Raw genomic sequence first — 23,825 nt, forward strand, 5'->3', positions numbered from 1 at the left:
TAACGCTCAAATGCAGCTGTGTGGCAATATACAACCTTAATGGAGTGGAGTGGACAAGATGAATAGACATAAGTGGTTTAGAGGCGGGATTACGTTACTGATTGCTGCGATGATCCTGGCAGGCTGCGGTACCCAATCCACAGGCGATAGTAAAGACAGCGCAACATCGACCGACAGTAAAGTACTGACAATTGCTAATGCTACGGATATTGAAAGTTTTGATCCACATAACAATAACAATACGGCGAGTGAAGCTGTTCTGGTTAACGTATTTGACTACTTATTGAAAAATGATAGTCAGCAAAAGAAAGTACCTGGACTCGCTACTTCCTGGGAAAAGGTAGATGATACCACTTGGCGTTTTCATCTGCGCGAAGGGGTAACCTTCCATAACGGTGATCCATTCACAGCCGAAGATGTGAAGTACACGATAGAAAGAGTAGCAAAGGATAACACACTCAAACAAAATTCCTACTTTAAAAATATCAAAGAAGTGAAAGTGGTAGATGAACATACGGCAGACATCATCACCGATGGACCTGATCCGTTGCTGTTGAATCGTTTATCCAAAATGGGAGCTGGCATCTTACCTTCCAAGTATATTGAGAAAAATGGGATAGAGGCATTCCTTAAGAATCCGATAGGTACGGGCCCTTATAAATTTAGCCAATGGATCAAGGATGACCGGGTGGTACTCGTTAAAAACGATAAGTATTACGAAGGTCAGCCCAAATGGGATCAAGTTGTCTTCCGCTCCATTCCAGAAGCCTCTACGCGTGTATCTGAACTGCTCGCAGGCTCGATTGACATTGCATCTGGTATCCCTTCCACGGATATAGAACGTGTTCAAGGCGAAGAGGGTAAAAAAATCGTTAAGGCTCCGATCCAGCGTGTGCTGCAATTGATTTTACGTCAAAGTCAGGGCAGTGTTACGGCTGACTCCAAAGTGAGAGAAGCGATAGATCTCGCGATTGATAAAAAAGGAATCGTAGACAGCATCGCAGGCGGTGCTGGGATTGTAACCCGTACTTCCGTTACACCAGGCAACTTTGGTGCCGATCCTTCCTTATATGAGAAAACATTATATGATCCGGCTAAAGCTAAGGAACTGCTGAAGCAAGCCGGTTATGCTGGCGCAGGCCCGACATTGACCCTTTCAGTATCCTCAATATACAAAGAGTATGCCGAGGTCGTAGCCGCGATGTTAAATAAAGAAGGATTCAACATTAAATTGGACGTGCTGGAGCCAAGTGCTTTCAGTGAGCGTTACAGTTCCAAATCTTTCAAAGAAATGTTTATGATCGGCATTGGTAATTCTCTATTTGATGCTTCCAACAACTATAATCGCTATCTGGTAGAAGAGGCAAAAGGCGAAACGGATTATAACAATCCGAAGGTAGAGAAGCTGCTGCAGCATGCGCTGACGAATTTGGATACAGCCTCGCGTGAAAAAGAGTATCAGCAAGTGCAACAGATTTTGGCTGAAGATCGTCCAGCCGTATATTTGTTCCAAATGGAAGGGATTTATGGCACCGGTAACGGTGTGAACTTCCAACCGAGAAGCGATGAAATGTTCTATGCAGAGGATATTACACCTGCTAAATAAAGATGAGAAATGAACGGGCGGGGACCTCAATGAAGGTTCCTGCCCGTCCTTTTAAAAAAAGCCTGCTGGTTACGGAGGTGACAGATTGAAAACGTATATCGCTAAATCACTGCTTCAGGTTATTCCTGTACTGTTGATTGTCTCCCTTATTGTATTCATCCTGGTGAGGGTAACCGGGGACCCTGTGGCCCTTATGCTGCCGGAGACCGCTACAGCTGAGGATCGTGCAGTGTTAACGCAGGCGCTGGGGCTAGATCAGCCCTTATATACGCAATACATTAAATTTATTGGCAGTGCCTTACAAGGAGAGTTTGGTACCTCGTTTCGCTATGGTGAATCGGCTTTGCCGTTAGTATTGGAACGGCTGCCTGCCAGTTTTGAATTGGCAGTAGCCGCCATGATTTTTGCGGTCATCATTGCTGTGCCGTTGGGCGTCATCTCAGCAGTCAAACGGAATACCTTTACCGATTTAATCATTTCCAGTTTATCCGTAGTCGGAAAGGCCATGCCTAACTTTTGGATGGGGATTATGCTCATCTTATTATTTTCCGTCATGTTAGGGATGCTTCCGGTGTCCGGCCGGGGCGGGATGGATCATTTAATACTCCCGGCCTTTACACTGGGTGTCGGCCTTTCTGCACAGATGACCCGACTCATTCGCTCCAGTATGCTGGACATTTTGAATCAGGACTATATTCGAACAGCCCGAAGTAAAGGGATTCTAGAAATCGTGGTTATCGGAAAACACGCTTTCCGTAATGGATTGATTCCGGTCGTTACGATTATGAGCTTGCAATTTACGAGCTTGATCGGCGGTACACTGATTACAGAGACGGTATTTGCATGGCCGGGTTTGGGACAGTTACTTGTCGTCGCTGTGAATACGCACGACATGGCTATCGTTCAGGCTGCTGTATTTGTGATTGCCTTTATTGTGGTGGTCAGCAATATTTTAACCGATGTCGTTTACCGACTGCTTGATCCAAGGATTAAATACAACTAGAGAGGGGAGGGGGAAGCGTGGCAGGCATTCATGATGTACAAGCCCTTGGTCCAGATCTAAACCTGGATGGCAAAAAGCAGACACAACCGTCCGGTATCGGACGCATATGGAAGCAACTGTTACGAAGTAAAACCGGAACAGTCGGCGCAGTAATCTTACTGCTCGTTAGTTTAACGGCATTATGTGCCCCTATGCTGGCCAGTCACAATCCTGCGGAAATTGACCCGCTTAACCGTCTGAAACCGCCTATGTGGCTGGATGGTGGATTGCCGAAACATTGGCTTGGTACAGATAACCTAGGACGAGATATGTGGAGTCGTATCGTATATGGAGCGAGAGTTTCGCTTATCGTCGGTATTGGTGCAGTTCTGGTCTCAGGCACCATTGGCGCAATCCTCGGCCTCCTCGCCGGGTTTTATGGTAAATGGGTGGATGCCACCATAATGAGAGTTGCCGACGCCTTTTTGGCTATTCCGGCTATTCTGCTGATGCTGGTTGTCTTGGCCGTGGTAGGGCCTGGCATGACTACGCTCATTTTCGTCATTGGGGTTACAAATTGGGTTTCTTATACGAGAGTTGTCCGGGGCGAGGTATTGAGTATCAAGGAACGAGACTTTGTTAAAGCAGCCAAGGCGATTGGCTCTAAAAATAGTAGGATTTTGTTGAAGCACATTTTACCGAATGTCCTGTCTTCGTTTATCGTCATTTCCGGTATGAATGTAGCAACGACGATTATTATGGAAGCTTCTCTTAGTTTTCTCGGGTTAGGGATTACACCGCCGGCAGTGTCCTGGGGTGGCATGCTGAGCGATGGGAGACAGTATATAGCCACGAGCTGGTGGGTGGCAACGTTTCCCGGTCTGGCGATTACCATCACAGTCCTGGGCGTCATTTTTCTAGGTGACTGGCTTCGCGACGTGTTAGATCCCCATATGAAAGCGAAAGAATAGCAGAAAGCGGGGGATCGGAAAAGATGACCACGAGATTGCTTGAAGTGAATCATTTGAAAACCTACTTTAAAACGGAGGATGGCATCGTTCCTTCGGTCAACGGTGTCAGCTTCACTGTGAATCCAGGCGAAACAGTAGCTATTGTTGGAGAGTCCGGTTCCGGTAAAAGTGTAACCTCCTTGTCTATTATGGGTTTAGTGGCAGCACCAGGTAAAGTCGTGGGCGGGGAGATTCTGCTTGAAGGACGAGACTTGCTCCAATTGTCCAAGGGAGAAATGCGCAAATATCGGGGAAACGAGGTATCCATGATTTTTCAGGAGCCAATGAGTTCGTTGAATCCTGTATTTACGATTGGCAACCAAATCAGTGAGGTCATCCGGCAGCATCAGAAGCTGAGCAAACCCGAAGCACGGCAGAAAAGTATAGAGATGCTGGAAAGGGTAGGTATACCTGGCGCGTCGAAAGTGGTAGGTTATTTCCCACATCAGTTGTCGGGAGGAATGCGTCAGCGGGTGATGATCGCAATGGCCTTGGCCTGCCAGCCAAAACTGCTCATCGCTGATGAGCCGACGACGGCTCTGGATGTAACGATACAGGCTCAAATTTTGAATTTAATCCACAAGCTGAGCAAGGAAGAGAATACAGGCATCATTCTTATTACCCACGATTTAGGTGTCGTCGCGGAAATGGCTGACCGGGTAGTCGTGATGTATGCCGGGGAAGTAGTCGAGGAAGCGGACGTATTTGAATTGTTCGAAAAGCCGGGCCATCCCTATACGATCGGACTGCTAGGATCACTCCCTAAGCTTACGGAACAGAGAGAATGGCTGGATTCCATTCCCGGTACCGTTCCTAATATGATGCAGATGCCAAGTGGTTGTCCATTTCATCCCCGCTGTCCTTATGCCCAGGAACAGTGCACAAGGATTCATCCTGAAATACAGGCTAAGAATCCAGGACACTATGTCAGATGTTTACGGATGGAGGAGGTGTCAGTATGAACGAGACAGCACAGAAAACACCGCTTCTCGAAGTGAATGGGCTCAAGAAATATTTTCCGATGAACAAGGGCTGGTTTTCCAGAAAGAGCGGTTATGTACGGGCGGTTGATGATTTGAGCTTTAAGGTGATGCCAGGAGAAACCTTAGGTATTGTAGGGGAATCAGGGTGTGGCAAATCAACAACAGGACAAATGATTACACAACTGCTAGAACCCACGGCAGGCGAAATTCGTTTTCAAGGGCAAAGCCTGTCTGATTTAACAGACGAAGAAGTCCGTAAAGTCAGACGAGATTTACAATTTGTATTTCAAGACCCGTATTCCTCTTTAAATCCAAGAATGAAGGTTTTTGATATCGTCGCGGAACCGCTGCAGGTACACGGGATTGCTAGAGGCAAGGAGCTTAAAGCTGAAGTTTTTCGACTGTTGGAAACGGTAGGGTTAGGCGCGCATTTAGCGGATCGGCATCCCCATGAATTCAGTGGCGGGCAGCGTCAACGGATTGGCATAGCGAGAGCACTGGCTATGAAACCGAAGCTCATTGTTTGTGATGAACCTGTATCCGCGCTGGATGTGTCAATTCAGGCTCAGATTTTGAATTTGTTAAAGGAGCTTCAGCAGCAGTTCCAGCTTACCTACATTTTTATTGCCCACGGGTTGCCCTCCGTCAAGCATATTAGCGACCGCATCGCGGTGATGTACTTGGGCAAAATCGTGGAGCTTGCAGATCGTGACGAGTTGTTTGCAAGACCGCAACATCCGTATACAAAAGCATTGCTTGAGGCAGTGCCTGTTCCTGATCCGAGGCTGCGTAAAGAACGGATCACATTGACGGGGGAAATCCCCAATCCTGCCAATCCGCCTTCGGGCTGTACTTTTCACACGCGTTGCCCCTATGCACAAGAGATATGCCGACTACAGAGTCCATTGCTCGAAGAGCATACTCCAGGACATATTGCTGCCTGTCATTTTCCCCTGCATGAGCAGGTGGCTCACGAATAGATGAACTTTTGGAAGTAGGCGTTAACCAAAAAAAGGAGGCTACTCATGAATAAACGATCAATTGTACCGGAGGATTTGTACGGATATCAGTGGATCAGTGATCCCACAATAAGCCCCGATGGAACGATTGCCTACGTCAATAAAAGCATAGATCGCCCAAAGAATGACTACCAAACACACATCCGTGTCGCATCCCTTCTTGGGAACGACGATCAGCCGTTGACCGGTGGCCACAAGGATTCGGCTCCAGCTTGGTCACCCGATGGATTACAGCTAGCTTTTTTACGTCTGGCGAATGGAAGCAAACAGCTATGGACGGTTCCGGCTGAAGGTGGAGAGGGACAGCAGCAGACGGAGGTGAAGCGGGGAGTGGGTGCATTCGTCTGGTCACCGGACGGAAAGTATATTGTATTCACAAGTATGGTGAGTATACACGCTGAGCGGGAAGCCATGGGGCTTGAGGAATATAGCAAGCAATCAGGTGAGCGGGGGCGTATTGTGGATCGCACCACTCCCAAAGCTGAAGGATCGGGCTGGTGGAATGGTCTATTTAGTCATTTATATGTATTGGAGCTTGAAAACGGCCGGATCACGCCAATAACGTCGGGACCTTGGAATGCATCTTACCCTGTATGGTCCACGGACAGCAAGCAGATTTCCTTCTTGTCCAAACGTGTAGACGACGACATGAAGGATGCAGACATGCTTTCGTTTTCGGATGTGTATACGATCGATTGCGACGGCGGTAATCTGGTGAAAGTTACGGATTCCAGCTTGGCGATTAGCCAATTTTCGTATGCCCCAGACGGAAAATCATTGACTCTGATCGCTAGTGATCGCATTTATGGAAGTGGTAGCCAGAATCGACTATACACCGTGCCTGTTACGGGGGGAGCCCCGGAACTATTGGTTCCTGAATTAGACATGCAAATCGGCAACTTCGCCTTAAGCGATATGAAATCATTTGGTCCGTCTCCATCTCCGTTATATGCTCCTGCACGATTGAAGCCAGAAATGTATGTGCTCGGGACGTTGCAGGGTGCTGTTCATATATACCGCATCACAATGGACGGGGATGTTCAAGCGGTGACTGGCGGAAGTGATAGAGATATCTATCAGTACACGCTATCTGCTGACGGCCGCTATTTGGTTTTTGCTGCACTTGATGTGGACCGGCCAGGCGAGCTGTATCAAATGAATCTGGAGACAGGGGAAGAGAAGCGACTTACGCACCATAACGACGATCATATGGCTTCCTTGCAAGTGAGTTCACCAGAGACATTTTGGTTTGAGGCTTCGGATGGCTTCAAGGTACAAGGATGGATTTTCAAACCGGCCGGAATGGTACCGGGGGATCAGGTTCCTTTGATCTTACAAATTCACGGCGGACCCCATGCGATGTATACTGGCACGTATAGCCATGAAATGCAGACGCTCCTTGCGCAGGGATATGCCGTGCTCATGACCAATCCGCGCGGTAGCTTTGGTTATGGTCAGGATTTTGCTCAGGCCTGCCGGGGGGACTTTGGGGGAGGAGATTATCGTGATCTGCTGGACGCCTTGGACTTTGTGCTGAGCCAGTTTGATTGTATAGATGAAACCAGGCTCGGGGTGGCTGGCGGCAGTTATGGCGGCCTGATGACCAACTGGATCATTTCTCACACGAACCGATTTCGAGCTGCCGTTACGCAACGCTGCATCTCCAACTGGCTCTCCTTCTATGGCTTGAGCGATATTGGTATTTCCTACACAGAGGGAATCGTTGGGGCTAACCCGTGGGAAGATCCTGAGCTACTCTGGTTCAAATCCCCACTGGCACATGTAAATAGCATTGAAACTCCGTTGCTGATTTTACACGGCGAGGAAGACCTGCGCTGCCCTGTTAGCCAAGGGGATGAGTTATATACGGCTCTGAAGCGGTTGGGTAAAATAACACGCCTCATTCGATATCCCGGGTCCAATCATTCATTGCTAAAGAGCGGTAAACCGTCCCTTCGTGTGGATAACTTTGAACAAGTGGTGGCTTGGTTCAATTCCTACTTGAGTAAAGGAGTATACTCCAATGAGTAAAGTGAAATTGTCCATCCCAGTGGCCTTTCTGATCGAGAACTTACGTACGAGTGGTGAACCGAAAGACGTCATCATTGAATGTATCAAAAAACAGGATTTCACTCCTTTGCTCGACAAGGTTAAAGAAAAAACAATGGATTTCAAAGAACGTTGTCAAACGGCAGAAGACATAGGGGACGAGTGGGAAGAAGCGATCCTTAGTGGTTATGAATTTAAGTTTTTACACATCAATGGATTGAAAAGGCTGCTTTATTTTCGTTTTGATCGAGCCCTAGATCGCGATTATGAGCAAGATGGGATCACGTTGAAAAATCTGTATCTTGATCCTATCGAAATTGATACTTTACAAGGGCTCATCGGCAGACAGTGGCAGGTGATTGCTGAAGACAATGAAGCTGCAGGTAACGTACAAAGGAGAGTTAGCATTAAGCTTTTATACCAAAATGAAGATGATTCTTAAAAAGCAAATAGTATTTAATGCCCAAACGTACAAATGATATTGCCCATGTGTACGTTTTTTTCTTTTTGTTTTTTTGTAAAATAATATATAAATGATTTCTGTTCAAACTAAATGGACCAGGCGCTCTCATAGCGGCGTTGTCTCTAATAAGTTGAAAAGCCGAATTCAGAATTGTAGGAGGGAATTATGATTGATGTATTCAATGAACAGATTCAAAATCTAGATCCAGAAATAAGTGAAAGTGAAGGTGAATTTGAGAAGAAAGATATTTCAAAAGTGTTAACTATAATATGGATTTTTATAATTTATAGTGAGTCTGTCATTCTTCAACATTTGTCCAGCGGTCTAAATCTGCCGCAAAGTGTCTTATTCACTGTAATCATCATATTGCACATCCTCTTGTACTTGCATGCTCAAAGAGTTGCAAAATATTTTTCATGGGCTTATTTTGTTGTGCAAGGGGGATTGATCTTTTCTAGTGCATTTCTTCTACCTGAAAGTTTCTCCATTGTACTGGTTGGGTTAATGCCAGTTTTGGTGGGTCAGAGTATAGGCATTTATTACAAGCCGCTTAAGGTTATTCTTGTATTTTTGATCTCCTATGTACTTTTTTGTGTGGCTGTGGTCTGGCATAATGATGGCAAGCAATTTGTGTTGTTCATCCCGCTGTTTTTTCTAATTGCAGTTGTTATAGTAGCTTATGCCATTCTTTTTCTCAAACAAGTCAAAGCACGAATCCGAACGCAAAACGTTCTTAAAGAACTTGAAATTGCACATCAAAAGGTCGAAGAACTTACAATTGCTAACGAACGACAACGTATGGCCCGTGATCTTCATGATACGCTGGCTCAAGGGCTTGCTGGGCTAATCATGCAACTTGAAGCCATTGATGCCCATCTGACAAAAGGAAGTACGCAAAGAGCTCAGGAGATCGTCCAACAATCGATGTCACAAGTGCGAAGAACATTGTCTGATTCAAGGCGAGCTATAGACAATCTGCGTTCGAAAACCATCTCGGAAGTTGATTTTGCAGAAGCAGTGGAGGAAGAAATACAGCGATTTACAATGGCTACGAGCATTCGTGTAATACGCAACATCAAAATTAAAGCTTCAGTTCCCAGACTGGTGTTCGAACATGGATTGTTTATTATAAGCGAGTGTTTAACCAACGTAGCGAAGCATTCACATGCTAATACCGTATGGATTAATATTTTAGATAACGAAGGCAAGATTGAAATCGAGATTCGCGATGATGGAAAAGGATTTGATACGGATATTATTGCCAAGCAAACAGGGCATTACGGAATAATAGGTATACATGAACGTGTACGGATACTGGGTGGAAAAATCAATATTAGCAGTATATTTCAAGAAGGTACAGCTATAAAAATAGAGGCGCCTCTTACTAAAGGAGACCTATCATGAAATACAAGATTTTAATTGTCGACGATCATTGGGTAGTTAGAGAAGGATTAAAGCTGGTGCTGGAGACCAATGACAGTTATGAGGTTATTGGTGAAGCCGGAGAAGGTGTAACGGCTCTTAAATTGATTGAAGAACTTCAGCCGCATGTCATATTGTTGGATTTATATATGCCACAAATGAGTGGTTTGGAAACCATGAAAGCCCTCAGAGAAAAACAAAATGAAACACCAGTCATTATCCTGACGACCTATAACGAAGATGATTTAATGATTAAGGGGCTCTCTTTGGGAGCAAAAGGATATTTATTAAAAGATACCAGTCGAGAAAATTTATTTCGCACTATTGAGTCTGCGCTAAGGGGGGAAACGCTGCTTCAGCCAGAGATAACAGCAAGGGTATTCGCTGCCACGAATAAGAGAGAAGCTGAGATAGAGTCACACGAAAGAAACTTAGTTCTGACTGATAAGGAAAAGCACATATTAAAGTCTGTTGCACATGGTTATAAAAGTAAGGAAATTGCGTTTGATATGGGAATTTCCGAGCGTACCGTAAAGGCACATTTAACGAATATTTATAACAAGCTTGGTGTTGATTCCAGATCCGAAGCTGTTGCTGTTTCGTTGGAACGTGGTATTTTACAGCTTTAGAAATAATAACTGAAAATATGTTATTTATTTGCCCAGTCGTACATAAGGTGCTTGCCCCTTTGTACGATTTTTTTGTTTGTTCATTGTTATAACATGAAAAAAGGATGAAAAAGTTTACTTGACCCACGGGTTGCTGATAGCACCTTTAGAAGAGAGAATCAGAGAGGATGACATTAGTTGAAGAGAAAAGGAATCAGAATAATGATTGCAGGGGTTGTATTAGCTATAGTAGCTTCTGGTTGCTCCAGTGCAACGGAGAACTCTGTAACACAAGCCAGTCACCCGGTAAAAGTGGAGAAACTTGCAATGAAACCTTTGGCCAATGATTTTAATTTGGCGGGGACATTGCAGGCAAGTAATGAGGCCAATGTTTCCTTTGAAGCGGATGGACGTATATTGAACACCATGGTCGAGGTTGGAGATTCAGTAGAAAAAGGGAGTGTCCTTGCGAAGTTAGATACATCTGCTTATCAGTTACAGCTGGATCGGGCAAAGGCAACCATGGAAAAGGCAAAGGCTGGTGTTAGCCAAGCGGAGGCTTCTGTTCAATCGGCACAGGCGGGCATTCATAGTTCACAATCCCAGGTCAATGCGGCCCAATCCAAATTGCAGGAATTGAACAATGGCGCCAAAAAGCAGGAGATTGCACAGTCTCAAAATGCGGTTACTGTAGCAACTAATAATTACAACAAGAAGAAAGCGGATGCCGCACGGTCCCAAAGTCTATTCCAGGCAGGTGCAGTATCCTTAACGGAAAATGAGAATGCACAGTTGGAATTAACGAACGCACAAGAAAGTTTAAGTGATGCGCAAGAGAAATTGTCTCTTTTGCTTGCAGGGGCATCCCAAGAACAACGTGCACAAGCTTCGGCTGGGGTAGATCAGGCCAGAGCAGGGCTGGAGTCAGCTAGGGCTACTAGGCAACAAGGGATAGCCAGCAAAGCCCAGGCGCAGGCTACCTATGAGGATGCATTGGCTGCTTATGAACAGTCATCCTTGTCACTGAAAAAAGCTACTTTAACCTCCCCGATCACAGGTGTTGTGATTGAAAAAAAGATATCTGATGGTCAACTGGGCTCCAGCGGGAGTGAGGCATTTGTTGTCGGGAATATCAAGACTTTAAAAGTACTCCTCCCCGTACCGGACAGTGAAATCTTATCTTGGAAGAAAAACCAAAAAGTAAATATGTCTCTCTATGATGAAATTAGAACAGGGACTGTTACCCAGATCTATCCATCGACTAACTCCAAAACGGGAAGCATCAATGTGGAAGTTAGCATTCCCAATCCTGAACTGAATTGGAAGCCTGGTCAAGTCATTAGTGCTTCTAAAAGCATGAATCAAAACGAAGCGCTTTTAGTACCCGTAGAGGCTGTAATTAGTACGGAAAATGACCCGTATGTCTTTAAAGTTGTGAATGGAAAGGCCGTAAAAGCCGCGATTAAACTGGGGAAAGTGACTAATAATCTACTCGAAGTGGTCTCTGGGCTACAGGCAGGCGATCAAATCGTTACGCAAGGAGCAGGAACCTTATTTAATGGTGATTTAATTGGGAATGATGTACTTGGGAAATCGGAGGAGTCGTCCGAATGATTAAATATATCGTTAAAAAGCAGAAAATCACACTTATTTTCTTTGGCATGTGTATTTTGCTAGGGATTTACAATTTTGCATCGTTACCTAAACAGGAGATGCCCGACGTTATTCCTATGTCAGCCAGTGTCACAACTGTGTATCCAGGGGCCTCACCTGAAAGAATCGAACAAACCATTACGAAGATATTGGAACAGAAAATTAAAGAAGTGGAGGGTGTCAAAACTATTTCTTCCACTTCATCTAAGGGCCAATCTAGTATAAGTATAGAAGCTTTGGATGAGGCAAATCCGACAAAAGTGTGGGCCGATCTTCGTACAAAGGTACAGGATGCGCAGTCTGAACTTCCGGACGATGCGATGCAGCCCATTATCAATGATAGTATGGCAGGCTCCTTCATCGGGTCATACGCAATCACTTCTGATAAAGTTGAAAATTTATATGCGTTAAATGAATTGATGAATAAATGGAAAGATCAATTAAAAACGGTCTCAGGAATTTCAAAAGTTAATATTCAAGGAATTCCAGAACAAGAAGTACGGATAAGCCTGAACACTCAAAAAATGCAGCAATATGACATCTCCTGGGAACAGGTCGTTCAAGCCATTAAAAATGAAAACGATAGAGTGCCTACAGGAAGTCTGGATTTCAATCAGCGTACGTATCAGTTGACAGTAGATGCTTCAACTGATCCCAATGTTTTAAATAATGTTCAGATTTCAAGCAACGAAGAAGGGTTCCCTATATCCTTGAAGGATATAGGTTCAGCCTCGCTTGTTTTAAAAAAAACGGGGAGTTATACGTATGTGAATACCAAGCCTGCTATTTCAATCAGTTTGAGTGGAGATAAAGGCACAGACGTACCAACGGTATCCAAAGCGGCAACAGCCAAAATCAACGAACTTGCGAGTAGTTTACCTAAGGATGTACATTTTGAACTACTTTTCGCTCAAAATGACCGTGTAAGTGAAATATTTGGTAATCTCTCCAAAGAGATGATGATTGCTATTGCATCGGTTATTGTGATTTGTACATTAGGTTTGAACTTGCTGACCTCTGCATTTGTGGCCTTGGCTATCCCTGTTTCTATTGCCATCGGTTTTATTGTCTTGCCGATGACAGGAACGACGCTGAATCAAATTTCAGTCATCGGATTAATCATCGTACTGGGGATACTGGTTGATGATGCCGTTGTGGTAAACGACAACATTGAACGCCGACGCTCTGAATTTGGGGAAGATGCTACGGAGGCGGCAATTAAAGGAACGAAAGAAGTATCCTTATCGATCATTACAGCTACGCTAGCTACGGTTGCAGCATTTGCCCCGCTTTTATTTCTACCGGGCAATATGGGAGACTTTATTAAACCGATCCCTACCGTTATTTCGTTAACGATGCTGGCCTCCATGATTATGTCGCTTACGATCATTCCTATTTTCCGTCAATGGTACGATAACCGTCATAAAGGTAAAGAACGTAGCAAACCGACCAAGCCTCCAGGGCTTCTTGGCAATCAAATTCAGTCCCTCTCTAATGTATACGCTAAAAACTGGATGCCGAGAATACTGCGTCGACCACTTTTCACTGCGCTTATTGGTCTTATGATTGGTACGGCAGCTTATGGACTGCTTGCTATTGTGCCCATTCAATTATTTCCTGAATCGGACCAACCGGATGCCACAATCAACGTAACGATGCCAGAAGGAACGTCGTTGCAGGCAACCAATCAGGTTATAACCGAGATTGAGAACTGGGTTAAAAAGCAGCCAGAAACCGAACATTTGGCAGCAACGGCAGGTGGTGGAGCACCTCAAATGTACAGCGATATAGTAGCTGGTAGTGGCTCCGTGGGAGCGGTACACGGACAACTTACTGTTGTTGGTAAAGAGGGAGTCTTTGATATCAAAAAAACAGTGGACAGCTGGACAAGTACGCTGCAAGCCAAATATCCAGCAGCATTAATAAGTATACGTGTTCCTCAATTAGGCATCCCAGTCGGTAGTGCAGTATCTGTCCGTATTAAAGGAGAAGACCTTGGAAAGTTGCAAACGATGACCACAAAAATAAAAGAAATTGTTGCGGGAACTTCTGGAGCTGTAGATGTGACCGATAATATGGGGATGCAAAGCTATAATTTGAATTTTCAAGTCAACCAGCAGGCCTTGGATAAATATCAGGTCAACTATTCCAACTTAACCCGCACTTTGTTGCTAATGGGTGACGGAGTGAAGGTCACGGATTTTGACACGGGTAAGGAACTGCTGGATATCAATATGTACATGGATAAACCTAACCATGATCCTGAGGTGTTATTCCAACAGCTAAGTGTCACTAATGCGGGAGGAGAGCAGATCCCGTTATCCCAGTTAGCCACGATGAAACCGGACTTTTCCATTCAGCAAATCCACCGCTATGATTTGGAACGGACGGTAACGATCTCCGCCAATGCAAAAGGGCGTACGGCTACGGAGCTCACCCAGGACATCCGTAGCAAGCTTACAAGTACACATTTCGATTCGGGGTACACTTGGGAAATGGACGGGGAAACATCTACGCAGACCGATTTGTTTAAGGATTTAGGCAAATTAGCCGTTATCGTTGTTTTTCTCATTCTGCTCTTGATCACCATGCAGTTTTACTCGGTTTCCACACCGATCATTATAATGACGACTGTGTACCTGGCAGCAGCAGGAGGAGTGCTTGGTAGCTTTATTACAGGTATGCCAATTGGTTTTATGAGTATTATGGGTATCATTTCACTTGCCGGTATCGTCGTGCGCAATGGTATTGTATTGATCGAGTTTATTGAAGATGCGCGGCGTGAAGGCGCAGAATTAACAGAAGCCATCTTAATGGCATGCTCTGCCCGTTTCCGTCCGATCTTGCTCACCTCGCTAACTGCGATCGTCGGAATGATACCGATTGCTACGATGGGAGAAATTCTATTCAAGCCATTGGCAGCGACCATTATATTCGGACTGATTTTTTCAACCATTTTAACGTTGTTTGTAGTTCCGACTCTTTATATGGTCGTAGCTCATCTGAAGCTGAAACGGAAGCATAAGAAGGAAAAGGCTATAAATAGCGATAGCTCAATGACCTTGTAGGTAAATATAGAAAAGAATATACTTCATTTTTCCTTATTATTATGAAATCGTACATTAGACGAGTGTCTTAATGTACGATTTTTTCTTTTGTGATTATTATTTCATTGACAGAGTCCACAAAAATCATTACTATAATTGTTGCAAAAGTCCACTAAATTGGGGGAGTTATGATCAATATAAATGCTAATATGATAGCGGATATGAGGCGTTTTAATCGGTTCTATACGAATATACTGGGTGTTTTAGATAGACATGTGCTGGATAGCGGATATTCCTTTACCGAGGCCCGTGTCATTATAGAGATCGGGTTGATCGAGCCATGTATTGCGAATACTCTTGTCGAATCTCTTAAAATTGATCGCAGCTATATGAGTAGGATCATTGCTAAATTTTGCAAAGAGGGCTTTCTTGTTAAGGAAAATTCAACGTTGGATAATAGAACAAATCTGATTCGTTTGACTCCTAAAGGAAAGGAGTTCTATAACCAACTGAATGAAAGGTCTGATGAACAAATTCTAAAATTAGTTCAAGGACTTTCAGAAGAAGAGATAAAGGAATTACATGCTTCTATGTTGTTAATTCAGAAGAAATTGGATAATTTGGAGAGGATACAGAATGATACGATTTGAATGCGACTATACCGAAGGTGCCCATGAGCGCATATTAAAGCGACTACTGGAGACTAATGATGAACAAACTCCAGGTTATGGTGTGGACGATCATTGTGAAAAAGCCAGAGCATATATTAAAGAAGCATGTGACTCCCCAAATGCGGATGTACACTTTTTGGTTGGAGGTACACAGACCAATACCACCGTCATTTCTTCTATTCTGCGTCCACATCAAGGCGTCGTTGCGGCAGTTTCTGGACATGTTGCTGTTCATGAAACCGGAGCAATTGAAGCTACTGGACATAAAATACTTACTTTGCCAAGCGGGGATGGGAAGATCCGGGCCGAGCAGGTACAAGATTTGTATGACGCTCACTGGAATGATGCCGCTCCTGAGCATAGTGTACAGCCCGGGATGGTTTATATTTCCCAACCTACTGAAAATGGAACGATTTATAGCAAATCAGAGCTGGAGGCATTAAGTAGAGTCTGTCGAGAGTGTGGTTTACCACTGTTTATAGATGGAGCCCGATTAGGTTATGGCTTGGTGGCCGAAGATAGCGATGTATCTTTAGCAGATATAGCGAAGCTATGCGATGTATTTTATATTGGTGGGACCAAAATTGGAGCCTTGATGGGAGAAGCAGTAGTCATTCTAAATGATACATTGAAAAAAGATTTTCGATATATGATCAAGCAAAAAGGAGGGCTGCTGGCTAAGGGAAGAATGTTGGGCATTCAATTCGAAACTTTGTTTGAAGACGGTTTATACGTTGAAATTTCCAAACACGCTATAGATATGGCCATGCTGCTTCAAAACGGATTATCTGAGCAAGGGTTTTCTTTTCAATACCGTTCTACAACCAATCAGCAGTTTCCGATTTTACCAGATCGTATACTAAAGGCATTGAGTGAAAAATATACTTACTCCTTTTGGGAAAAGGTTGATGATGCACATAGTGCTGTTCGATTCTGTACCAGTTGGGCAACGAAGAAAGAAAATGTTGAATTGCTAATTCAGGATATTAAAGCATTGCGATAAAGGTCATAGAAAGAGTAATTTATAATTTTAAAGATGTAGAATGACTATGTAATAGCCATACTTCGTTGCATGCATTGCAGCGAAGTATGGTTTTTTTTGTGCATTTTACTTATTCCAAAGTGGCTTGTCTTTAGTTCCATGAAAGAGCAAGTGGATATAAAAATGGAAAAACAAGACAAGAGCGGAGGTATAAAATCGGCGTCTAATTCTTTACACTGAATATCTACCGAACCTGCTTGCGGTACTGAAGAGGGGAGAGCCCAGTTATTTTTTTGAAGATTTTATTAAAGTGGGAAGCATGACCGAACCCGACATCCTCTGCAATATGCTGGATTTTGTCCTTGGTGGTTCGAAGTCTGGTTTGGGCCGCCCTGACCCTCACTACGCGGATGTATTCGCTGAAATGAAAACCAGTCAACTTTAGAAAGATACGGCTTAGGTACGCTGGACTAATGAAAAAGCAGGCGGCCACTTGTTCGAGAGTTAACGGTTCATTGTAATGATCCTGAATAAAAGAAGAAATTTCCGTGATTTTCTGATGCATGGGATGAGAGGAAACAGGTTCACTACGCTCGATCGCTTCCGATCGGTGCACTAGGATCAGCATTTCCAGCAGTAGATGCTGTACGCAACGGTCATGCAGAGGCTGCTTATTCCTGCATTCGGTATTCATCTGTAGGAATAAACGTTCAACCTCCACTTGCTCTCTCGCAGGTAAGCGAAGCAACGCGGATTGCTGATACGGCGGCAGGTCAAGAATGTCATGATCCTGCTGTGGGAGAAACGTCGGAGAAAAATGAATCAAGATGCGCTCTGTTTCCTGCAATTGCGTACTGGCGGTAGAGTGCAAGTCATGAGGAAGGATGAATATCAGATCTCCCTTGCGAGCGGTGTATACCTTGCCATTCATAAAATAGATGCGTTCGCCTCGCAGTAAGAGATACAGCTCATAGTTCTCGTGGACATGAGGCCGGGGCATAACTGTGAAACCGGTACGATAGATGTGATGAATGGAGAATTGTTGTTCGCCAATGACATATTTATCTTCTTTCATTTCATTCATGTGCTTCTTCCTTTACAAATTAAGATAAGTAAGCGCATTCATATACCAACAGTATATATGACAACCTGCCAATGATAAAAGCAGAAAAGATTGATGAAAGGAGGTGAAGGCGCTTCTGAACGTCTCGGATCGTGTTTTTATAAAAATATGCGCTGATGTGGAAGAAAATCTTAGGGAGGAAACAGAATATGAGCAAGCAGCGTACATGGAAAAAGGTGCTATGTAATGTGGTTGTGGGTTCATTGTTGTTGACCTTGTGCCCACCACTAATCCAAGCGGAGACTGCGGTAGGAACAGAGATCGCAAAGGTGGCAAAAGTGGCGACGGATATTCCGGCGTTTCCGGGGGCTGAGGGTGGCGGTAAATATGTTACTGGTGGACGCGGAGGTGAAGTGTATGAGGTCACCACGCTGGCAGACTACGGCAAAGGGGAACAGATAATACCCGGATCTCTTCGCGCAGCGGTCAGCTCCGATAATCGGACGGTCGTATTCCGGGTGGGTGGAACGATTCATCTCAAGGAGCCACTTAAAATCTTGGGAAACAACCTGACGGTTGCTGGTCAGACAGCTCCTGGCGACGGTATAACTGTAAGCGATTACACAACAGGGATTGATGCAGATAACGTCATTCTCCGTTACCTGCGTTTCCGATTGACCGACCGTTACCCCAGTGAGGATGACGCGTTAGGGGCCAGATACCATAAAAACATAATGATTGATCACTGTTCCTTTAGCTGGTCGGTGGATGAGGTACTGAGCCTGTATGACAACGTCAATACAACGGTACAATGGTCCATTGCGTCCGAAAGTATGCTAATGACCACTCACCAGAAAGGTCGCCACGGCTATGGCGGCATATGGGGCGGACGAAATTCCACCTATCATCATAACTTGTTGGCTCACAATGCAAGCCGTAATCCGCGTTTTCCAACCGATAAAAAACAAATCGACGCTGTGGAAATGACCAATAATGTCATTTATAACTGGGGATTTTTCTCTTCGTACGGCGGCGGTGAAGGATCGTATAATGTGCTAAATAACTATTATAAGTATGGCCCCAACACATATCAGGACGTTCGCGGTCAAATCTTTGTGGACGTGGGTAGTAAAAAATATAAAACACGCATCTTTATTGGTGGTAACTACATGTACGGCAATGACTCGGTTACGAAAGACAACTGGCAGCTTGGAACATCCATTGGGTCAATTATTGATCCTTCCACCCGTTTGGCGGAGCCGATTGAAGTTAGAGGGGAATACGACAACGGAATCTCACCAGATGCGTATGGTCCATATCAAGCGACAGATGCACAAACCGCATATACTGAGGTGCTTGCCGGCTCAGGAGCCACGCTGCCAAGAAGAGATGCGGTGGACGCCCGAATTATGAATGATGTGAAGAATGGAACGGGTGCGTTTATTAACTCTCCGCGTGAAGCAGGGTGGATTTATGACGATTATAACGTAACGACGACGGAGCTTTCTGACAGTGACCATGATGGAATGCCGGATGAATGGGAACGTGCCAATGGGCTGGACCCCAATAATGCAGATGACCGTAACGGTCAGGGGCTTGCCGGTACAGGGGCGTATGCTCATTTTGCCAAGGGTTATACGAATCTTGAGGTCTATTTAAATGATCTTATTGAGAAGCTAGCGAATGGAAATGAGGTGGATAATCCAGAGGCCGTCGTTCAGGTGTCGGATGCAAACGGACGTTCACTAAAGCATAACGATATTTTGGAAGCAGGCCGGGATGCGACCATAACAGCAACAGCCAAGGATAAAGATGGTATTGCTCACGTTGAATTTATCATTGATGGCAAACTTGTTGGTAAAGTAGAGACCGCACCTTATCATCTCGATTGGAATCATGTAACAGACGGTACCCACAATATTATTGTACGGGTGACCGACCGCAAGGGGACTGCTGTATTTTCCAATCCTGTTACCATTCACGTCAATACGACTGCGCCATCGGGAAGTTGGCTCAGCGAAGAGATTGGCTCTGAGGGCAACGATGGTTATATAAAAGGGCATACTCAGGTCTTAAAAGAAGATGCAAGCGGTAGGAGCATACGACTGAAGTCAGCGGGAGACGTTGACGGTAAGGCAGATATTTTCCATTATGCTTATCAAAAATGGGAAGGTGACACTGAGATCACAGCCCGTGTGGAACAAATTACCCCGGTGGATGATAATGCCGAAGCGGGTGTAATGATTCGTGAATCGCTGAAGCCTGGATCAAAAATGGCTTTTATGTCTTTAGCATTTGTTAAATATGGCAAACAGGGTATTCTTATCAGTCGTGATCAAACGGATGGTAAGACGAAACGTGCGTCAATGGAGGCTTTTATTACAACGCCATATTCGGTTCGTCTTGTACGACAAGGACAAAAGGTTACCGGCTGGGTATCCGCAGATGGTGTGGCGAACTGGGAGAAGGTTGGTGAAACTGTTATAGATGTGCCGGATAATCAGCCGCTATTGATCGGGTTGGCTACCGATGCATCCAAACAACAAAACGATGTATGGAATTACAATACTTCGGAATTCAGCAATGTCACCATCCGCAACCTGACAGACTCAGGAGGAACTCATCCCACTAGTGTGGTGGTAGCAACCTATGGCCCTGCTGACTTTAGATCTCTTCAGGCAGCTATTGACGCAGTCCCTGACGACAGCAACACAAGGACAGTTATCCATCTCAAAAACGGTACGTATCGTGAAAAAATAAAGGTGAATTCCTCCAAAAAAAATCTGAGCATTATCGGAGAAGATCGCGACAAAACGATCATTTCTTTTGATGATACGGCCAAAACCGTGGTGGACGGAAAAGAATTAGGAACAAGCAACAGCTATACAATGCGTGTGCAAAGTCCCGATTTTGTGTTGGAGAATGTCACGGTTGCCAATACAGAAGGAACTGGGCAGGTGCAGGCTGTAGCGTTATATGCCGAAGGCGATCGTGGTAAGTATCACAATGTCAAAATTACCGGCCTACAGGATACGTTGCTTGTGAACCGTGGCAGACAGTATTTCAAGGACAGCTACATCAGTGGCAGTGTAGATTTTATATTTGGCAATGCACCTGCCGTGTTTGATAATTCGATCATACACAGCCTGCGTGCTGGATATGTGACAGCAGCTTCAACAGAAGAGAACAAGCCGGGCTTTGTATTTATTCAATGTCGGCTGACAACAGAAAATGGCTTGACAGGCAAGGTGGATCTCGGACGGCCATGGCGCCCTTACGCTCATGTTACTTTTTTGAAGACCTATATGGATGACCATATCAAGCCGGGCGGCTGGAACAATTGGGGCAAGGAATCCAATGAGCAGACCGCAAGATTTGGAGAGTTTGACAACTTTGGGCCAGGTGCGGAAAGTAGCGGGCGTGTACCTTGGGCCAAACAGCTTACCGCCGATGAAGCAAGCCAGTACACCGTTGAAGCTGTTCTGAGCGGGACAGACCATTGGGATTGGCGTCTTTAAATTTGATGTTCAATGGTTAAGCGGGGCAAGCGCTTCTAGCGTTCAGCCTCGCTTATTTCTATAGTTTGAGTAGAGGATACATACTTAATTTTCGGTGTTGAAAATACTTGTTTATATGGTAAATGTTTGCTATGTTAAAAGTGCATTTATTTCAAATTGTAATTTATTATTGATTTGGAGGTGTAAGGTATGGCACGTGTGTTAGTAGTGATCACGCCTGCTGAAGGCCATGTTAATCCGACACTAGGATTAGTGAAAAGGTTGGTAGACAGTGGGGAGGATGTTGACTATGTGTGTACGGAAGAATATCGTACGAGAATTCAACAGACAGGAGCACAGATGATCACCTACCCTTTTGTTGATGATGCTTTTTCTAAAGACTCTGATTTAAAGCCAGCAGAATACAAACATCATTATCAATTTGTGTACATGATGGTAAAAGGTATGATTCTTCCGATTATTCCAGAGGTTTTGAGAGTTATTGAAAACAGAACCTATGATTATTTAATCTATGATTCTTTGATGGGCTGGGGAGGCACGATTATTGCAGAGAAGCTAGGAATCCCTGCTGTGTGCTCCATCGCTTCTTTTGCTTTCGTAGAGCCATTGGGATCGGGGCAAGGCATGAATGACAATGATCCGGAGGTAAAAAAGTTGTACACGGCTACGATGCAAATAACGCATCAACTAGCTAATGAGCTTCAGGTTGACGCTCCGGCTATAGAAGAGATTGCTCCTCATGGCGGGCGCTTAAGAATAGTTTATACAAGCCGCTATTTTCAACCGCAAGCCGAAAAACTGGATCACAGTTTTATTTTTACAGGTCCTTCTATTGTACCGCGGAAAGATGCTCCATCTTTCCCGTTCGAACAACTTCGTGTTCTGCATCCACAGGCGGTTTACATTTCAATGGGTACTATTTTGAATAAAGACTTGGAATTTTATAAGCTTTGTTTTGCAGCATTTCGCGATTTGCCTGTGCAGTTTGTGCTGTCTTCAGGCAATTATACAGACATGGAGCCATTGGCCCCGTGTATCCCTGACAATTTTATAATCAAGCCTTATATTCCGCAATTGGAAATGCTTCAGCATGTGGACGCTTTTGTTACACATGCGGGGATGAACAGTACAAGTGAAGCCCTATATTACAATGTACCGCAGGTCATGATTCCTTTAACATCGGATCAGCCGATCGTAGCCAGTCGGGTGCAGGAACTGGGAGCGGGTGTTGTTGTGGATAAAAATGAGCTTACACCCGCTAGTTTGAGAGCTGCCTTATTAGAGGTATTGAGTCATCCAACCTATAAAGAACAGGCTCATGTGATCGGCGAATCATTACGCCAGGCTGGTGGGTATAGACATGCTGCAGATACAATTATGAGTCATTTCTCCACCATAGAAAAATAAGCGCAGTCTATATACTGTGATTCCTTTCTTTTAAAGCAGCAGATTTTTCAAACTCTAATTTCTTCGAAATTGCCAGGAGACCAAGGGAGCAGATGATTAGGGCCAAACATACCCAATAGGTGTTTCGGTAACCAATCCATTGAGCGGTTAATCCGCCCATCAAGCTCCCTACCAGTCTTCCGATGGTTGTCGCATTGGAATATAGCGTCGATGCGTACCCTGGAAGAGAGGGCAACAAATCCTGCATGTAACTAATGCCAATGGCAGAAATCACTGCAACAAAGAAGGCTAGAAGAAGTTGCCCCACGAATAGCTGCCACATCTCCGTAGACATAATAACAAGGATATAATAGACAACTCCTGTTAATGCCCCTAAAAATACAAGCAAACGGTTGGAGTATTTAGCTGCTAGTACGCCTAGCATGAGCATCAATGGGATTTCCAAAATCGCACAAATACTGGATACTAGAGCAACGTCACTCGTGTCACCTTTTAAATTGTGAATGATGAACAAAGAAATATTTAAACTGTTCATCCAGTGAGACGTATAGAGCAGAGTAAGAACTAAAAAGGGGATCAGAATCTCAATATTTTTATGTAATGTAATGTTATGAAGTGAAAGTTGATTCTTATGTTTAAGCTGAGCGGGAGGCTGCTGGATAAAAAAGAATAAAAGAACAGCAATAAGAACAAAAATAGAGGTCGTTCCCATAAAGATACCCTTAAAGCCCGTATGTGCAATCAAAAAGGAACCAAAAAGCGGCCCGGTAATAAAGCCAAGAGAAAACATAGACCGAAGCGTTGAATTAGCAAAGGCGTGATCCGCAGATTTACTGCGATCTACTGCTTCACGTGCACTGGCAAATAACTGCGGCATCCCAGGAGCACCAATGGCCGTAAAGATCGTCATATAAACAAAAAGTACATAAAAATTTTGGATTACAAGATATCCTGCAAATGCTACGGCATTAAATAACGTACAAATCACCAAAATTTGTTTACGATCTAATCCGGTATCAGAACGTTTGGCAATCAGAGAGCTTATCCATATGCCACAAATCAAAGTCACCGCTGTAAACACACCAAAGGTTCCCACAGATACGCCAAGTGTACTTGTAAAATATACAGCTAAAAAAGGTGCGCTGATGGATATAGCCATGCCTTGCAATAACATGCAGATCATGAACAATGGGTAGTTAGGGATAACGAAAAGATTTTGAATACGCTTTAGCATTTCTTTTTTACACCCCTTCGGATTTAGTAGCAGAAACATTTCTATCCTTCCTAAACTATATATGATTTTAGTATAAAATGTATATTCACATGGGATAAAACTATATTT

17 protein-coding genes are annotated in these 23,825 nt (G+C 44.3%); 15 read left to right on the forward strand and 2 right to left on the reverse strand.

Annotated elements, in window-relative coordinates:
* Nucleotides 1–58: 58 nt before the first annotated feature.
* The 13 genes from NSS66_RS22360 to NSS66_RS22420 all read left to right on the forward strand — a co-directional run bounded on the left by NSS66_RS22360 (nt 59) and on the right by NSS66_RS22420 (nt 16,516).
* Nucleotides 59–1,606, forward strand: a complete 1,548-nt coding sequence (locus tag NSS66_RS22360) for an ABC transporter substrate-binding protein (protein WP_028541762.1) — start codon at nt 59–61, stop codon at nt 1,604–1,606.
* A gap of 85 nt (nt 1,607–1,691) precedes the next feature.
* On the forward strand, nt 1,692–2,609 hold the full coding sequence (locus NSS66_RS22365; RefSeq protein ID WP_340959803.1) for an ABC transporter permease: 918 nt from the start codon (nt 1,692–1,694) through the stop codon (nt 2,607–2,609).
* A 17-nt stretch (nt 2,610–2,626) separates the two neighbouring features.
* A complete protein-coding gene (locus NSS66_RS22370) occupies nt 2,627–3,559 on the forward strand; it encodes an ABC transporter permease (RefSeq protein WP_023990422.1) in 933 nt (310 codons plus the stop codon).
* Nucleotides 3,560–3,582: 23 nt separating this feature from the next.
* Entirely contained in the window at nt 3,583–4,560 is a 978-nt protein-coding gene (locus NSS66_RS22375) for an ABC transporter ATP-binding protein (protein WP_023990421.1), read from the forward strand.
* Nucleotides 4,557–5,561, forward strand: coding sequence for an ABC transporter ATP-binding protein (locus tag NSS66_RS22380; protein ID WP_053326145.1), 1,005 nt, complete (start codon nt 4,557–4,559; stop codon nt 5,559–5,561). The genes NSS66_RS22375 and NSS66_RS22380 overlap by 4 nt, the downstream gene beginning before the upstream one ends.
* A gap of 45 nt (nt 5,562–5,606) precedes the next feature.
* Nucleotides 5,607–7,631, forward strand: a complete 2,025-nt coding sequence (locus NSS66_RS22385; protein WP_103744683.1) for a S9 family peptidase — start codon at nt 5,607–5,609, stop codon at nt 7,629–7,631.
* Complete coding sequence (locus tag NSS66_RS22390; RefSeq protein WP_103744682.1) at nt 7,624–8,091, forward strand: hypothetical protein; 468 nt, start codon at nt 7,624–7,626, stop codon at nt 8,089–8,091. Before NSS66_RS22385 ends, NSS66_RS22390 begins: the two co-directional genes overlap by 8 nt.
* A 186-nt stretch (nt 8,092–8,277) precedes the next feature.
* On the forward strand, nt 8,278–9,516 hold the full coding sequence (locus NSS66_RS22395) for a sensor histidine kinase (RefSeq protein ID WP_340959805.1): 1,239 nt from the start codon (nt 8,278–8,280) through the stop codon (nt 9,514–9,516).
* Complete coding sequence (locus NSS66_RS22400; RefSeq protein ID WP_023990417.1) at nt 9,513–10,163, forward strand: response regulator; 651 nt, start codon at nt 9,513–9,515, stop codon at nt 10,161–10,163. The genes NSS66_RS22395 and NSS66_RS22400 overlap by 4 nt, the downstream gene beginning before the upstream one ends.
* A gap of 201 nt (nt 10,164–10,364) precedes the next feature.
* Nucleotides 10,365–11,756: an efflux RND transporter periplasmic adaptor subunit gene (locus NSS66_RS22405; RefSeq protein ID WP_028541768.1), complete on the forward strand. Its 1,392-nt coding sequence runs from the start codon at nt 10,365–10,367 to the stop codon at nt 11,754–11,756.
* Nucleotides 11,753–14,863 (forward strand): efflux RND transporter permease subunit, encoded by a 3,111-nt coding sequence (locus NSS66_RS22410; protein WP_023990415.1) that lies wholly within the window; start codon nt 11,753–11,755, stop codon nt 14,861–14,863. Before NSS66_RS22405 ends, NSS66_RS22410 begins: the two co-directional genes overlap by 4 nt.
* Nucleotides 14,864–15,030: 167 nt before the next feature.
* Nucleotides 15,031–15,492, forward strand: a complete 462-nt coding sequence (locus NSS66_RS22415; RefSeq protein ID WP_028541769.1) for a MarR family winged helix-turn-helix transcriptional regulator — start codon at nt 15,031–15,033, stop codon at nt 15,490–15,492.
* Nucleotides 15,479–16,516: a threonine aldolase family protein gene (locus tag NSS66_RS22420; RefSeq protein WP_075154794.1), complete on the forward strand. Its 1,038-nt coding sequence runs from the start codon at nt 15,479–15,481 to the stop codon at nt 16,514–16,516. The genes NSS66_RS22415 and NSS66_RS22420 overlap by 14 nt, the downstream gene beginning before the upstream one ends.
* A gap of 223 nt (nt 16,517–16,739) precedes the next feature.
* Here NSS66_RS22420 and NSS66_RS22425 read toward each other — a convergent pair whose 3' ends face one another.
* The gene (locus NSS66_RS22425) at nt 16,740–17,579 is read right to left on the reverse strand and encodes a helix-turn-helix transcriptional regulator (RefSeq protein WP_023990412.1); all 840 of its coding nucleotides are present in this window, start codon (nt 17,577–17,579) and stop codon (nt 16,740–16,742) included.
* Nucleotides 17,580–17,767: 188 nt separating this feature from the next.
* On the opposite strand from NSS66_RS22425, the gene NSS66_RS22430 reads away from it, so the two are divergent.
* Nucleotides 17,768–21,076, forward strand: coding sequence for a pectinesterase family protein (locus tag NSS66_RS22430; protein ID WP_076264969.1), 3,309 nt, complete (start codon nt 17,768–17,770; stop codon nt 21,074–21,076).
* A gap of 189 nt (nt 21,077–21,265) precedes the next feature.
* Nucleotides 21,266–22,483 (forward strand): macrolide family glycosyltransferase, encoded by a 1,218-nt coding sequence (locus tag NSS66_RS22435; protein WP_028541772.1) that lies wholly within the window; start codon nt 21,266–21,268, stop codon nt 22,481–22,483.
* Between the two features lie 7 nt (nt 22,484–22,490).
* On the opposite strand, the gene NSS66_RS22440 is transcribed toward NSS66_RS22435, so the two are convergent.
* Nucleotides 22,491–23,717, reverse strand: a complete 1,227-nt coding sequence (locus NSS66_RS22440; protein ID WP_023990409.1) for a sugar efflux transporter — start codon at nt 23,715–23,717, stop codon at nt 22,491–22,493.
* Between the last annotated feature and the right edge of the window lie 108 nt (nt 23,718–23,825).

Origin of the sequence: Paenibacillus sp. FSL R10-2748 (genome assembly GCF_038005565.1) — a bacterium.
Lineage (GTDB): Bacteria > Bacillota > Bacilli > Paenibacillales > Paenibacillaceae > Paenibacillus > Paenibacillus polymyxa_B.

Coding starts and splice junctions, on each gene's coding strand:
- NSS66_RS22390 (WP_103744682.1), top strand. CDS start 7,624: ATGAGTAAAGTGAAATTGTCCATCCCAGTGGCCTTTCTGATCGAGAAC.
- NSS66_RS22415 (WP_028541769.1), top strand. CDS start 15,031: ATGATCAATATAAATGCTAATATGATAGCGGATATGAGGCGTTTTAAT.
- NSS66_RS22380 (WP_053326145.1), top strand. CDS start 4,557: ATGAACGAGACAGCACAGAAAACACCGCTTCTCGAAGTGAATGGGCTC.
- NSS66_RS22400 (WP_023990417.1), top strand. CDS start 9,513: ATGAAATACAAGATTTTAATTGTCGACGATCATTGGGTAGTTAGAGAA.
- NSS66_RS22395 (WP_340959805.1), top strand. CDS start 8,278: ATGATTGATGTATTCAATGAACAGATTCAAAATCTAGATCCAGAAATA.
- NSS66_RS22385 (WP_103744683.1), top strand. CDS start 5,607: ATGAATAAACGATCAATTGTACCGGAGGATTTGTACGGATATCAGTGG.
- NSS66_RS22440 (WP_023990409.1), bottom strand. CDS start 23,717: ATGCTAAAGCGTATTCAAAATCTTTTCGTTATCCCTAACTACCCATTG.
- NSS66_RS22375 (WP_023990421.1), top strand. CDS start 3,583: ATGACCACGAGATTGCTTGAAGTGAATCATTTGAAAACCTACTTTAAA.
- NSS66_RS22425 (WP_023990412.1), bottom strand. CDS start 17,579: ATGAATGAAATGAAAGAAGATAAATATGTCATTGGCGAACAACAATTC.
- NSS66_RS22430 (WP_076264969.1), top strand. CDS start 17,768: ATGAGCAAGCAGCGTACATGGAAAAAGGTGCTATGTAATGTGGTTGTG.
- NSS66_RS22410 (WP_023990415.1), top strand. CDS start 11,753: ATGATTAAATATATCGTTAAAAAGCAGAAAATCACACTTATTTTCTTT.
- NSS66_RS22405 (WP_028541768.1), top strand. CDS start 10,365: ATGATTGCAGGGGTTGTATTAGCTATAGTAGCTTCTGGTTGCTCCAGT.
- NSS66_RS22420 (WP_075154794.1), top strand. CDS start 15,479: ATGATACGATTTGAATGCGACTATACCGAAGGTGCCCATGAGCGCATA.
- NSS66_RS22360 (WP_028541762.1), top strand. CDS start 59: ATGAATAGACATAAGTGGTTTAGAGGCGGGATTACGTTACTGATTGCT.
- NSS66_RS22435 (WP_028541772.1), top strand. CDS start 21,266: ATGGCACGTGTGTTAGTAGTGATCACGCCTGCTGAAGGCCATGTTAAT.